The sequence below is a fragment of the Solidesulfovibrio alcoholivorans DSM 5433 genome, assembly GCF_000702665.1.
In the GTDB taxonomy this organism is placed as follows: Bacteria; Desulfobacterota; Desulfovibrionia; order Desulfovibrionales; family Desulfovibrionaceae; genus Solidesulfovibrio; species Solidesulfovibrio alcoholivorans.
In genome coordinates this window covers 26,111-39,701 of the sequence record NZ_JNJA01000006.1, presented here as the reverse complement: position 1 = coordinate 39,701, position 13,591 = coordinate 26,111, and the positions used below count along the sequence as shown (strand labels likewise).

Annotated in this window: 13 protein-coding genes; 9 read left to right on the top strand and 4 right to left on the bottom strand. The window is 63.9% G+C overall.

The window, feature by feature from the left end; genetic code table 11:
• Window positions 1-343 precede the first annotated feature (343 nt).
• Genes Q368_RS0112350 through Q368_RS0112310 form a run of 8 tightly spaced genes read left to right on the top strand, consistent with a single transcriptional unit; the run spans window position 344 to window position 8,114 of the window.
• Window positions 344-2,590, top strand: a complete 2,247-nt coding sequence (locus Q368_RS0112350) for a heavy metal translocating P-type ATPase (protein WP_211249776.1) — start codon at window positions 344-346, stop codon at window positions 2,588-2,590.
• A 3-nt stretch (window positions 2,591-2,593) separates the two neighbouring features.
• Window positions 2,594-2,911 (top strand): hypothetical protein, encoded by a 318-nt coding sequence (locus Q368_RS0112345; RefSeq protein ID WP_029459377.1) that lies wholly within the window; start codon window positions 2,594-2,596, stop codon window positions 2,909-2,911.
• A 13-nt stretch (window positions 2,912-2,924) separates the two neighbouring features.
• Window positions 2,925-4,247, top strand: a complete 1,323-nt coding sequence (locus Q368_RS26760; RefSeq protein WP_156955699.1) for a hypothetical protein — start codon at window positions 2,925-2,927, stop codon at window positions 4,245-4,247.
• A gap of 27 nt (window positions 4,248-4,274) precedes the next feature.
• Window positions 4,275-4,664: a magnetosome protein MamC family protein gene (locus Q368_RS23875; protein ID WP_052360144.1), complete on the top strand. Its 390-nt coding sequence runs from the start codon at window positions 4,275-4,277 to the stop codon at window positions 4,662-4,664.
• A 13-nt stretch (window positions 4,665-4,677) separates the two neighbouring features.
• The gene (locus Q368_RS0112325; protein ID WP_029459373.1) at window positions 4,678-5,022 is read left to right on the top strand and encodes a YtxH domain-containing protein; all 345 of its coding nucleotides are present in this window, start codon (window positions 4,678-4,680) and stop codon (window positions 5,020-5,022) included.
• Window positions 5,006-5,239, top strand: a complete 234-nt coding sequence (locus Q368_RS0112320) for a hypothetical protein (protein WP_029459372.1) — start codon at window positions 5,006-5,008, stop codon at window positions 5,237-5,239. Before Q368_RS0112325 ends, Q368_RS0112320 begins: the two co-directional genes overlap by 17 nt.
• On the top strand, window positions 5,236-7,392 hold the full coding sequence (locus tag Q368_RS0112315) for a heavy metal translocating P-type ATPase (protein WP_029459371.1): 2,157 nt from the start codon (window positions 5,236-5,238) through the stop codon (window positions 7,390-7,392). Before Q368_RS0112320 ends, Q368_RS0112315 begins: the two co-directional genes overlap by 4 nt.
• Entirely contained in the window at window positions 7,386-8,114 is a 729-nt protein-coding gene (locus tag Q368_RS0112310) for a FeoA domain-containing protein (RefSeq protein ID WP_029459370.1), read from the top strand. The genes Q368_RS0112315 and Q368_RS0112310 overlap by 7 nt, the downstream gene beginning before the upstream one ends.
• A 674-nt stretch (window positions 8,115-8,788) precedes the next feature.
• On the opposite strand, the gene Q368_RS0112300 is transcribed toward Q368_RS0112310, so the two are convergent.
• The 3 genes from Q368_RS0112300 to Q368_RS24535 form a co-directional block, all read right to left on the bottom strand.
• Window positions 8,789-9,295 (bottom strand): universal stress protein, encoded by a 507-nt coding sequence (locus tag Q368_RS0112300; protein WP_029459369.1) that lies wholly within the window; start codon window positions 9,293-9,295, stop codon window positions 8,789-8,791.
• Window positions 9,296-9,320: 25 nt separating this feature from the next.
• Window positions 9,321-10,304, bottom strand: coding sequence for an arsenic resistance protein (locus Q368_RS0112295; RefSeq protein ID WP_029459368.1), 984 nt, complete (start codon window positions 10,302-10,304; stop codon window positions 9,321-9,323).
• Window positions 10,305-10,432: 128 nt separating this feature from the next.
• Entirely contained in the window at window positions 10,433-10,651 is a 219-nt protein-coding gene (locus Q368_RS24535) for a hypothetical protein (RefSeq protein ID WP_084158760.1), read from the bottom strand.
• Window positions 10,652-10,736: 85 nt separating this feature from the next.
• Between Q368_RS24535 and Q368_RS0112285 the strand changes: the two genes are divergently transcribed.
• Window positions 10,737-11,435 carry a Crp/Fnr family transcriptional regulator gene (locus Q368_RS0112285; RefSeq protein ID WP_029459366.1) on the top strand — a complete coding sequence of 233 codons (699 nt, stop codon included), beginning with the start codon at window positions 10,737-10,739 and terminating at the stop codon, window positions 11,433-11,435.
• A gap of 230 nt (window positions 11,436-11,665) precedes the next feature.
• Here Q368_RS0112285 and Q368_RS0112280 read toward each other — a convergent pair whose 3' ends face one another.
• Window positions 11,666-13,360, bottom strand: a complete 1,695-nt coding sequence (locus Q368_RS0112280) for an FAD-dependent oxidoreductase (protein ID WP_029459365.1) — start codon at window positions 13,358-13,360, stop codon at window positions 11,666-11,668.
• Window positions 13,361-13,591: the final 231 nt, after the last annotated feature.

Here is a 13,591-nt window from a genome sequence, read left to right as displayed (position 1 = left end):
TGAGCCCGCTTAAGAAAACATGCCCGCGCCTGACGCCATCATGCCAAAGACGGCAGAGTGAAAGGAAGGAAATTGTGGTCACGTCGACACGCCCTGCATGGCCGCTGTGGTGGCCCTCGTCCGGGAGTCGCGCAGAAAATGGGCGGCCTTTTAGGTGGTCGGAGGGCCGTGCTGCGCCTTTCTCGCGACGGCGTGTGCCTGCCGGATCGGCCCGCCCCTGATCGAGGACCCTATTCGCAACCCAACACACCGACGACGCCGTCACCATCACCACAACGAGAGGCCTATCGTTTTTTCAGACGGGCGTGGCGGTGCGGCGGCGACGGCAAAAAGGAACTGCTTCTTGGAACAGTCCCAACAGACCTTGCGTCCCACCCTCCCCCCCTCGGTCTCGATCCGGCACAGCATTCCGGGCCGTCTCCGGGTGCGGGTCCGTCCGGGAAGCTTTGCGCCCGGCCTGGCCGCGCTCTGCCAGTCCCTGCCCGGCGTGCGGTCCGTGCGCGTGAACCCGGCCTGTGCGGCCATTGTCCTTGCCTACGATGCCGACCAGACCGGGGCGGAATGCCTTGTGCGAGCCATACGGGAAGCCTCGGGAGGCACTGCCGCGGCCGCGTTGCCGCAGTCGGGCGCCCACGTCGCCTGCGCCTGCGGCGGGCCCGCCCCGTCACGGTCGAGCGTGGGCCGGCAATTTGTCCGCTTCCTCTCGCTCTCCGGCGTCATGGCCTACGTCTTCGTGCGCAAGGTCGTGTTCGGGGCGGTGCTCTCCGAGGCGGCCCTGTCGCCGCTGGGCCTGATCGCCCTGGCCGCCGCCGTGCCCGTGGTTCGGGAGTCGTTGCGTCACGCCCGGGAGAAGCGCTTCACCCTGGAAGGCTTCCTGGCCGCCGGCTGCGTGGCCGCCACCTTTTCCGGACAGGCCCTTACCGCCCTGGAAATCCTCTGGATCCAAAGCGGTGCGGAAACCCTCAAGGCCTGGGTGTCGGAACGGTCCCGCAAATCCATTTCGGCCATTTTGGATCTCACGGCCAAAAACACCTTCATCCTGGCCGGCGACGTCGAGGTGGAGGTGCCGGTTTCCGCCGTCAAACCGCGCGACATCGTGGTGCTGCACACGGGCGAGAAGATTTCTGTCGACGGCCGTGTTCTCGTGGGCGAGGCCCTGGTGGACGATTCGCCCATCACCGGCCGGGCCGAGCCGGCCCATGTCGGCCCGGGCGACCAGGTCTTCGCCGGAGCCTACGTGCGTCAGGGCATCCTCCAGGTCCGGGCCGAATGCGTGGGGGACCGGACCTACCTGGCCCGCATCATGCGGCAGGTCGAGGACTCCCTGGAAAACAAGGCCCCCATCGAGTCCGTGGCCGACAACCTGGCCCGGTCCATGGTGCGGCTGGGAATCGCGGCCACCGGCCTGACCTTGCTCGCCACGGGAAGCCTCTGGCGGGCGTTCACGGTCATGATGGTCATGGCCTGCCCCTGCGCCACGGTGCTTTCGGCCCAGACGGCCGTTTCCGCCGCCATTTCCGCCGCCGCCAAACGCGGCATTCTCATCAAGGGCGGCCGGTATCTGGAAGAGGTGGGCAAGGCGGATACGGTCTGCTTCGACAAGACCGGCACGCTCACCAGCAACCAGCCGCGCATCGAATGCATTCTCAATTTTTCCGATCTCGACGAGAACGAACTGCTGCGCTGGGCCTATTCGGCCGAGATGCACAACCACCATCCCCTGGCCATGGCCATACGCAACGAGGCCGTAGCCCGGGAGATCGACCCCATCTCCCACGTGGTGTGCGAGTTCACTCTGGGCAAGGGCGTCCGCGCGGTCATCGGCGAAGACGTCATCCGTCTTGGAAATCGGAAATATCTTGATGAAAATGGTATAGAAACAAGCGGCCGCATGGGGGATGTCGGACCACTTATGGATCGTGGGCTGACGGTCATTTTTTTGGCAAAGAATGCCGAGATTCTCGCTGCCTTGGCCTTTGCGAACGAATTGAGGCCAGAGGCCAAATCCACGCTGGCATCCCTGACCCGCGCGGGCGTGTCCACCGTTGCCCTGGTGACAGGGGATACGGAGAAAACGGCTCTTGACCTGTGCAGCCAATTAAACATAAATTGGTGTTACCATTCCATATTGCCTGAGCAAAAAGGTGCTATCGTCAACCAGCTCCGGCAGGGAGGGCACACTGTGATCATGGTCGGTGACGGCATCAATGACGCCCTGGCCCTGGCCGAGGCGGACATCGGCATCGCCATGAGCGCCGGCGGGGCCGACGTGGCCATCGAGGCGGCGGACATCGCCCTCGTTCGCGACGATTTGGCCGACATCGTCTATGTCCACGCATTGAGCCGCCGCACCGTGGAGGTGGCGCGGCAGAACTTCTGGATCGCCACGTCCACGAACATCGGCGGAGCGATTGCCGGAGCTTTTGGCATTCTCTCGCCCGTGGCAGCCGGATTGTTACACATCGTGCATACGCTCGGCGTGCTGGCCAATTCCTCGCGGCTGCTTTTGCCCCTGCCGGGGGCGGCGGCGACGGAATCCCGCCGGCTCCCGGCGATACCGCAACGCAACCCCGAACCGGAGCAAGCATAGTCCATGAACATGCAGGAACTGTTGGAAATGCGCACCTTGGTCGACGTCGTGCATCACGTCCCTGGCCGGCTGCGGCTGCGGCTGGACCCGCGCCTGCGCGAGCACCCGGCGGCCCGGGACCTCGGGAACTGGAGTGCCAACGGTTCCGCCATCCTCGCCACGCGGCTCAATCCCATGGCCCGGTCCCTCGTCGTCAGCTATGACCCGAAACGGATCGATCCTGCGGTATTGGAAGAATTTTTGGCCAGTGCTGATGACACGCGTGCCCAGGCGTTGGCCGAAACACTCGCCAATTTTTTTGGCGTAACACCCCAAGCCTAGAGGAGAACACGGAATGGAAAACGCGACGTATCAGGAAGGATGCGCCATGGGCTCGCCGGCGGCAGGCCAGCAGGCGGCCTACGCCGGGTCGTCCGAGGCTGGACCGTCCGGTTACGCGCCCGGGCAGGCAGCCGCTTCGCAACAGGGCGAACCGCAGCACCAGGCCCAAGTCCAGGCCGGAGCCAACGCTTCAGGTTGCGCCGAAGCCGTCGCCGCACCCCATAGCACCATGGAAGCCCAGGGCCCTGTCGGTCCGTCAATGGCCGGGCAGACGCAGGCCGGGCCTCAGGCGTATGCCGCGCCCCAGGGCCAGGCCGCTGCTCCTCAGGGCTATGCCGCGCCGCAGGGCTACGCCGCCCCGCAGGGCCATGCCGCCCCGCAGGGCTACGCCGCCCCGCAGGGCCATGCCGCCCCGCAGGGCTACGCTGCCCCGCAGGGCTATGCCGGGCCGCAGGGCTATGCCGGGCCGCAGGACAATGGAGGCCCCAAGGGAGGCCCCCAGGGCAAGCCGGCCGAACAATCCGCGCATGAGCAGCCGGGGCATGTATGCAATTGCGGCAAACACGAAGCCGCCCCTGAAAGCCCTTACGGTCCTCAGGCGGGGATGCCCTTTGGTCCCCAGCCCGGCATGCCGTACGGTTTTCAGCCCGGCTACGGCCCGCAACCCGGCATGCCGTTCGCTCCCCAAGGCCCCCAGCCGGCCTACGGCCCGCAGCCGGGGATGGCCGCTGGTCCCCATCCCGGCGCGATGGCTGGTCCGCAGCCGGGATTCCCTCCCCATCCGGGCATGACGGCCGGTCCCCAGCCCGGCATGCCGTACGGGTACCAGCCCGGATACGGTCCGCAACCCGGCATGCCGTTCGCTCCCCAAGGCCCGCAGCCGGCCTACGGTCCGCAGCCGGGGATGGCCGCTGGTCCGGCGCCGGAGGCCGAACATGAAGGATGCGGCGGGAAAAAGGGCAGTTCCGGCGGTCCGGCCGGCTTCGGCGCCTTCCCCGGTTTCGCCGGGCAGGCCGGTTTCGCCGGGCAGGCCGGGTTCGGCGCGCCGGCCTTTGCGGCCATGGCCGGCATGCCCGGTTTTGGGGGTGAGGACCCCCAGCACCTGCAGAACCGCTACGGCCAGATGCTGGCCATGTGCAACGATATCATGCAGGGCAAGGCCGATCCGGTCAAAATCGCCTCGTTTCTGACGGCAAACGGCACCCACTTCTGGAAAGGGGCCATTGTCGGCGCGCTCGTCACCTTCGTCCTCACCAACAGCTCCGTCAAATCCGCTCTGGGCGACAGCTTCTCCGCGATTTTCGGCGGAGCCAAGTCCGCAGAACCGACCGCGTAACCGCCAACCAAACCAGAAGGAATTCCCATGTACCTCTACCAGAACAACCAGCAGTACCCCACCCCCCAGCGGCTGAGCAACCTTCCTGCCGGCGCCATCGCCACCATGGGCCTCGTCGGCGCCCTGCTCGGCGGCGTGGTGACGGCCGCCCGCGACATGCGGGACGTGCGGGCCGGGACCATGGAGCGCGGCGAGATGGTCGGCGACGTGGTCAAGGAGTCCCTGGGCACGGGCCTGGCCACGGCCGTGGGCACGGCCGCCGGCGGCATGGTCTTCCGCAACGGGGCCCTGGCCCTGGCCACCATGGCCGTTGTCGGCATCGGCACCAAGTACCTGTACGACGGGGTGGTGAGCGCCGCCCGCGATGCGAAAAAGACCGCCGAAGCCCCGGTGAAGGCCACCAACAAGAAGGCTTAGCCAGGAAACCGCCATGTCACAATATCCACAATATCCGCAGTACCCGTATGCCGCCGGGACCGGGCAGTACGCCCAGGTCGATCCCTCGGGATATGCCGCCCAGTCCGGCTACTACGCTCCGGCGCAGACCTCGTGGACCCAGGGTTGGTTCGCCGTGACCGATCCCGGCTACATCAAGGGACTGCTGCTCGGCGCGGCCGCCACCTACCTGCTGACCAATCCCAAGGTGCAGCGCGCCATGGTCAAGGGCGTGGTGACGCTTTGGACCTCGGTCCAGGGCAGCGTGGAGGAGGTTAAGGAACAGATCCAGGACATCAAGGCCGAAATGAGCATGAAGACCGATGCGGACAAGAAATAGCAGCGACATTGCCCGTCAGCGCGAACTGGCCAAGATCGGCATGAGCGTCTCCCTCGGGACGCTGGTGGCCACGGGGTTTCTCTCCCGCATGGCCGGCTCCGGGACCCAGGGCACGCGCAATCTGCATTTGTGCGCGGGCGTGGCGCTGGTGGGTTTCTCGTATTGGCATTGGACGCTTTATCCGCAAACCGCGCTTCCCAAAGGACGTTTTGCATGACCTCTGCCCAGGCGTTTCCAACGCCCGGGATGCGCGTGGGCCACTTTCGGGTGGCCCACGCCCTTTCCCGGCGTGTGCGGCTGAAATCCCCCCTGCTTGGCGATTCCGCTTTCGATGCCGTGTATTTTCAGGCCCTGCTGGAAGCGTTGCCTGGCGTTTTCGAAGTACGGATCAATGTCCGGGGGGCTTGTCTCGTCCTGGGATATGACGGCAGACTTGAAACGTGGCGGAAGATTGTCCAAAGTCTCGTCGAGATGCCGGACGAGGCCTTTGTGTTGACGGCTGACACCGAATCTGCGGTCACCGGCTCCGATGTGGCCGTCAAGGCCTTGATCACCATCTTTTCTCAAGCCCTTCCATGGCCGGCCAAGGCATTGCTCGGGTGGAGCCTGGCCATGGGCGTCATCGTCAAAGGCGCGGAAACCTTTTTCACGCGCGGCATCAAGGTGGAAACCCTGGACGCCACGGCCATCACCCTGGCCCTTGTTCGCGGCAACTATTTCACCGCCGGCTCCATCACGACGCTGCTCGCCCTGGGCCAGTATCTGGAAGGACAGAGCGAACAGCGCTCCACGGCCCTGCTCAAGGGACTGATGCGTCCCCAGGTGGAAACCGTCTGGGTCGTCCGCGACGGTGTGGAAGTGCAGGTGCCTGTCGCCCAGGTCGCTGCCGGCGATCTGGTCGTGTGCGGCGCCGGCGAACTTATCCCCATCGACGGCGTGGTGGCCGAGGGAGAAGCCTCCGTCAACCAAAGCTCCATTTCCGGCGAATCCGTGCCGGTTCATATCCGGCCCGGTGACGCGGTCATCTCCGGTTCCGTGGTCGAGGAAGGCCGGCTGACGATCACGGTCGAACGGGTGGGCTCGGAAACCTCCATGGCCCGTATCGGCCGTTTCATCGACCAGTCCCTGCGTGGCAAGTCCAAGACCCAGACCACAAGCGCCGCCCTGGCCGACAAGCTCGTCCCCGTCACGCTGGGCTTAAGCGGTCTCATGCTCCTGGCCACCCGCGACGTGAACCGGGCGACTTCGGTTCTGACCGTGGACTTCTCCTGCGCCGTGAAACTGGCCAGTCCCGTGGCCGTGCGTTCGGGCATGTATGCGGCCGGGCAGGCCGGGGTACTGCTCAAGGGCGCGGCGGCCCTGGACGCCTTGCAGGATGTGGACACCATCGTTTTCGACAAGACAGGGACGCTGACCACAGGCCAGATCACGGTTACGGACATTCTCCCCGAAGACGGACTCACGGAAGCGGAGGTGCTTGCCCTGGCCGCCGGCGCGGAGGAGCATTACGACCATCCGGTGGCTCGGGCCGTTGTGCGTGAGGCCAAACAGCGCGCCATTGCCTTGCCGCCGATCAGCCGGGTCGATTTTATCGTGGCCCACGGCGTGGCCGCGTCCGTCGACGGGAAGCACATCCTGGTCGGCAGCCACCATTTCGTCGCCGAGGACGAAGGCGTCGCCTGCGCCCATGTGGAGGACGTCGCCAGGCAACTCCGCCGCCAGGGCAAATCCCTGCTCTACGTCGCCCGGGAGGGCAAGCTGGCCGGGCTCATCGCGCTTCGGGACGATGCCAGGCCGGAGGCCGCGGCCGTATTGGAATCACTGAAGGCTACCGGCATCAGGAAGATCGTGGTGCTTACCGGCGACCACAAGGATACGGCTCAGGCCCTAGTTCGCCAGCTCCCCCAGATCGACGATTTGCATTACGAACTCAAGCCCGAAGACAAGGCTTCCATCGTGGAGGGGCTCAAACGGGAAGGGCACACGCTGGCGTTCGTAGGCGACGGCGTCAACGACGCGCCGGCCCTGGTGACCGCCCATGTGGGCATCTGCATGCCCAAGGGGGCCGACCTGGCCCGGGAAGCGGCACAGGTCCTGCTCTTGCATGAGGACCTGCACACCCTCGTCGTGGCCAGGCAGGCCGCCATTCGCACCAATACCATCATCCGGCAGACGTTCGGGGCCACCATCGGCTGTAATTCCTTGATCATGCTGCTGGCCACCGCCGGGATGTCCCCGGTGCTCGCGGCGCTGCTGCACAATGCCACGACGGTCGGGATACTCGGTTACGCAGCCATGGCGGCATCGCGTCCGCTGACGCGTACCGCGTCCGTTGTGTCCCACGCTTCACCCAGGGAGGAATTATGTTGACGACGCTCGCAGCAGCTCCTGTCGGAGTGCCCCTTATCATTGACAGGATCGCAGGCCAGGAATTCGCGGCGCGCATGTCCCGGCTGGGACTGCACGAAGGGGTGTCCCTGACGCGCCTGGATGACAGCGTCGCCATCGGGCCGGCCAAGATCAAAGGTTCTGGGGGCGAGATCACGTTGAGCGGTTGGCTTGCGGCCAAGATAGTCGTCCATCTTGACGACGACAGTCGGCTGCCCCTTCTGGAGTGCGTTCCTGGCGACAGCGGCCATGTGGAAGGCATCACCGGGCAGCCAAATATCGAAGAGACCCTGGCGACGCTTGGCGTGCGGGAAAACGACCGCATCACGTTCCTACGGCGTCTGCCGCCGATGCTCTACAAGGCCGTGGTCGACGGGAAGGAGCGCATTCAGATCAACGAAGGCCTGGCCGCGAAGATTTTGGGCGACACCCCCAGCGGGACGGCCCAGTTCTGTTCGGTCGGCGTCGGCGAGCTTTTTACTGTCCGACAGATTCTTGCCGGCGCGCATGCCAGTGAAAGCCTTGAATCGTTGGGCATCAAGCCGGGCGTCCGGCTTGAACTGACGCAAGTGGCGGCAGGACCGGTGGTGACGTTCTCGCAAAAAACACCCATCGTCTGCACGACGCGGGATGGATTGCGCCTCTATTTCCAGGACAAGGACGCCACGAAAATTTTCGTAGAGGCAGATATTGAGGTCTCCTAGGCGGAGAAGAGGAAGGAAAGGGACTCTGGGCGCTGGCCCACCGCTAGGTTTATGCCCACCATATCCATGGGCCACCGCCTGCTGCAAGTCCTGATCTTGTTCCCATACGAGGAGCTTAAGAGCTGTGCAGCCCTCACCCCGATCTGGCGGGAATGGGCACAAATGGCGACCATCTTACTCCTGCGCACTTTCACCGGAATATTTTATTGTTCTTGCAAATGAACACCAGAAATTCCGGTGAAAGCGCGGAGTCACGACCTCCCTACCAGGCAGGCATTACCGGAGCGAATCACCCAGCCTTCAGCAGTACGACAAACGATATTGATGGCCTTCTTCAGCGAAGCGCAACCGATCATCGCACTGCCTCGCGAGGCGATGGAGGCGCTACGCCTTTGCGGATCCTGTGGCTGCCCCTGGCCTGGCGTTGACCGGCATGTGACAGATGCCCATTAGCGCGCGTTACGCCATCGTATTCCCGCCGGGCCTGCACCGGCTGGGCGATTACCACGGCTGACCGCAGCGTTGCGTCTGGCCCTGGGCGTGGCCGCGTTGCTCCTGGTCCTGCCACGGACCGGGCGGAGCGTCCGGTCAAGATTGCCGAAAGCAAGACCTGACGCTCCCCGCTTGCTGACTTTTCGGGCTGCCGGAGAGGCATCTTAAGCCACTCGTCGCGATCATTCCTCCGGCAATGGGACCACGAGGACCGGAATCCTGCTGCTCCTGATCGTCTGCTGGGCGACGCTGCCAAGGACCATGCCGAGCAGCCGGCCATGGCCGTGCGTCCCCATGACGACAAGCTCGTATCCGCCTTTTTGGGCTTCCTGAAGAATTTGCTCAGCCGGGTCGCCGCAGACGATCTTGACTTCAGCTTCGGCGAAATGGCGCGCTGAGCGCTCGGAAGAAAAGTCCTCTGCGGCCAGCGCTTCCAGCCGCTGTCGCATCGCCTTGCCTGCGTTGGTGTACTCGCCTTGGTTGATCCAATGCGCGCCGTCTTCGCCAAAGGCCTGCTCGAGATCCATGCCCGCCTGTTCGCTGAAAAGCTCCAGCGGATCGGGGAGGACATGTAACACGGTCACGGCAGCGTCGAAACATTCCTCGAACGCCGCCACGTGGCGCAGCGCCTGGCGAGCCGTTGCGGACAAATCCGTCGCATACAATATTTTTCGGTATCGCGGCAGCATGGCTTCCTCCATTCGGATTGATGTTTCAGGCGGTCACGGGCTCCCCGGCGGACGCGCCGAAAAACCGGTCGGTCAAACGCACATACCACGCTGCGGACTGCACCTGAACGATGTAGGCCGCCGCCACCACGAGCGCGGCGTCAGCCCCCTGCTCCCCGAAAGCGTTCATGGCGACGGCGAGCGCGATGGAAAGGTTGCGCATCACGGAACCGTACACCATGGCGATGGCGTCGCCGCGAGCCAGAAAGCGCCTGCCCACCACGGTGCTCAAGGTGAAATTGACGGCGTACAGCAGCACGAGCGGAGCGAGGATGGCCAGCATCACTTCCGGGGACTGCATGATGGTCCTGGCCTTGAGCGCCAGGGCCACGAACACGATGCCAAGGACCCCGAGGGTGGAAAGCGGGGGAAAACGCGGTCCGAACCGTTTCTGAAACGTCTCCTGCCCATACTTGCGCACGAGCAGGCGCTGGGTCGCGTACCCCAAGGCCATGGGCAGAAACACGATAATGCCTATCTGCAGGAACACCGCCGCCATATCGACCTCAATGGCCGCTCCCATCAGCGCCCGCACATAAAGCGGCGTGGCCAGCGAACCCACGACAAGGCCGATAACCGTCATCTTCACGGCGGCGGCGACGTTGCCCTTGGCAAAGCCGGTCCAGGAAATGGTCATGCCGCTGGTGGGCAAAAGCCCGGCCAGCAACAGGCCAAGCGCCATAAACGGCCGTTGCGCGAAAAAGACTTGGCCGATGCCCCAGGCAAGGAAGGGGATGACGGCGAAATTCACGGTCTGGGCGAGAGCCTGTGCCTTGACGTCGCCGCCCTGGAAGACCTGTCGCACCTTGAGCGTCACCATCATGGGGTACACCATGAGAAAGGTGAACGGGATGATCAGACCGCGCAGCCAGCGAACGTCGGCGGACAGGCCGAAAAGAAAACCCAACACCATGGTGGCCGGGATGGCCAGAATGAGATTCTTGGTAATTTTCTGCAAGATATGCGTCATGCGACACCCCCATGGAATCTGTACAGTGTTGAATGCTGGAACATTGTGGCGTGCGGCCAGGCCTGTGAAGATTTTCCGTCGACGTCCACACAAAGGCGGACAGTGCCTTTTTTGCCGGCCATGTGGCGCTAGTCATTCTCCGAGGCGGAAAGCTCGGTTTCAAGGCAATCCGGGTCGGAGCAGCACGGCGCATCTTCGACTTTGTAGACGGCGACGCCATGCCGTTCAGGTTCCATGATAAACAGCTTGCCGCAAGACATGCACTCGGCATGGATTGGAGCATAGCCGCCAGGATGGACAACAGTCTGATTTTCATGGCAATACGGGCATAGGATTTCGTGTCTCATAACCGGGGACCTCCTTGCTTGTTGCCCCCACTATGCACCACGCACGGCTGGCGGGCATTGACCGCAATCAACGCGGAGGAAAAAAATGGGAAAAGACGGAGGACATGGCCGTACCACAATCACGGCCGAGGAACTGGAGAAAATTGCGCTTTTCGCAACGCTGAGCGCCGCCCAACGGGCACTCGTCGCGCGCGAGGCCTCGGTGGAATCCATCGCGGCAGGCGGCATCTATTTCAGCGAACGTACCGCCTCGACCGGGCTCCATGTCCTCCTTTCAGGCCGTGTGAAGCTTTTCAAGGTTGCAGAGGACGGCAAGGAGCAGACCATTTACATTTTCAGGCCAGGGGAACCGTTTTGCCTGTGCTCGATCTTTTCCGACGGCCAACTTCCCGCCAATTTGGCGGCTTTGGAATCCAGCAGAGTGCTTGTCCTGGCACCGCAGCAGTTCGAACGGCTGTCCAAAGAAGACCCGGCTCTGCTACTCGTTCTATTAAAAGTCATTTCGCGACGCCTCAAAGAAGCCATGGAGATGATCGACTCGCTATCCCTAAAACAAATCCCGTCACGCATTGCAGCGTATTTTCTCACACACGCGCAGGGTGAATCGGTCCGCCTCGGAGTCACGCATCGTGAATTTGCCAAAATCATAGGCGTAACTCCGGAAACTCTTTCGCGAACCCTCACCAAGATGTCGAAACGGCGGATGATCGAACAGAGTGAGGGCGAAATCCGCATTTTGGATAGACAGCTTCTCGAAGGATGCCGGGACGGGACGTGCGAATAAGAAGAACGCGTATCCCCCGGCTCTGCCCATGGCCATTGGCTGCCGCCTCTGGTGGCAGTGAGCGATTTGCCAGGAAAGCATCCTGAACTGGGGGCTGGTCACGGGGGGAGCGGCAAGGAACCCGATGCCGCACCGAGGTCAGACGTCCCCATTGGCCGACAACGCCTTGGCCGGGAGGGGAGAACCCCTTCAAGGGCTCTCCCCTCCCGCACGCACTTTTCAACAGGCTATTATTGTTCAAGGCCGAACGGCCAAGCCACCAGTCCGCCTTCCAGCACCGTCACGTTCTCGTAGCCGTTGGCTTCGAGCACTCGCTGGGCCTCGTAGCCGCGCATGGACACCTTGCAGTAGGTGATGACGGGGGCCTGCTTGTCCGCCGGGAGTTCGCCGAGGCGCTTGCGCAACTGTCCCAGGGGAATGAGCGTCTCGCCGCGCCCAAGGCGCATTTCCTCGAACTCCTTGGGACCGCGCACGTCGAGCAGGTAGGGACGCTCCCCGTTGTCGATGCGGGATTTGGCCACGATGCTCGACTGGCCCCGCATGAGCCCGCGCATCTTGTTTTGCAGGATGTGCGCCGTGGCGATGGCGTGGTCGATGGCCAGGGAAAACGGCGGCGCGTAAGGCAGGTCGGCCATGGCCACGTCGTCCACTGTCAGCCCGCCGAGGATGGCCATGGCCATTTCCGCCGCCTGCCGGTTGACGTTGCCCAGGCCCACGCAGGCAAACCCCAGGATACGGCCGGTTTTGGCGTCGGCGATGAGCTTGGACACCACCGGCTTGGCCCCCATGAAGCCGGGCTTGTCCGGGCTGGCGTTTATGGCCGTCACCACGTCGAAGCCGGCCTGTTTGGCCCGGAACTCGGACAGGCCGGTGGAGGCGGCGGTGAAGTCGAAGATCTTGCAGATGCCGCTGCCGATGGTGCCGGGGAAGGTGGCCGTGTCGCCAAGGACCGCGTTCTCGCCGGCCACCCGGCCTTCCAGGTTGGCCAGATCGCCGAAGGGGGCGAGCATGGGCTCGCCGGTCAGGCGGTTTTTCACTTCCACGCAGTCGCCGGCGGCATAGACGTCCGGATCGGAGGTGCGCATGCGCTCGTCCGTGATGATGCCGCCGGTGGGACCGAGCGCCAGGCCCGCCGCCTTGGCCAGCCCCGTGTTGGGAGCCACGCCGATGGCCATGATGACCAGCGTGCAGGGCAGTTCCCGGCCGTCGGCCAGGGTGACGCCGGCGACCTTGCCGTCCTGGCCGTTAATGGCGGAAATCCCCACGCCGGTGAGGATCTTCGCGCCCTTGGATGTGGCGTGCTTTTGCACCAAAAGCGCCAGTTCCGGATCCAGGAAGCTCAGGGTCTGCGGCAGGGCCTCGACCACGGTCACGTCCATGCCGGCCGCAACCAGCGCTTCGCAGGTCTCCATGCCGATAAGCCCGCCGCCGATGATGACGGCCTTCTCGTCTTTGTTGGTGGCGGCCAGCTCACGCAGCCGGTCGGCGTCCTCGAGGCTGGCCAGGGTGGTGACTCCGGCCAGTTCGCGGCCCGGGATGGGCGGCACCTTGGGCACGGACCCGGTGCACAAAATCAGCTTGTCATAGGGCAGGAGCCCCGTCTCGCCGGTATCCACGCGCTTCCAGGCCACGGTCTTGGCCTCCCGGTCGATGCCCGTGACCTCCGTCGAGACTTTGGCGATGATGCCCTTAGCCCCGGCGAAAAATGCTGCATCGCGCACCACGCCGGCCGGGGTGGCGAGCAGCATGTCGCGGTCCTTGACCTCACCTGCCACGTAATAAGGATAGCCGCAGGAGGCCATGGACAGCGCGGATGCTTTTTGCAACAGGGTGACTTCCGCAGTCTCATCCAGGCGCTTGGCTCGGGAGGCCGCTTTTGGACCGGCGGCGGTGCCACCAATGACGACAATGCGTTTGGTGCTCATACGAATCTGCTCCTTGTTGTTTCGCGTTGTATTGTCAGGCCGCGACAACGGCCTGTGTCGCTTGCGTCGACTTCCGCGACAGCTCATGCTGCACGCCAATAAAGGCGCAAACATGTGCGGCAATAAACTGGTTTCCATAACAATGCGGGCATAGGATTTCGTAACTCATGCCTGAAAACCTCGTTGCTTGTTGACCGCACTCGATATGCACCATGCGCAGCTGTCGGGCAT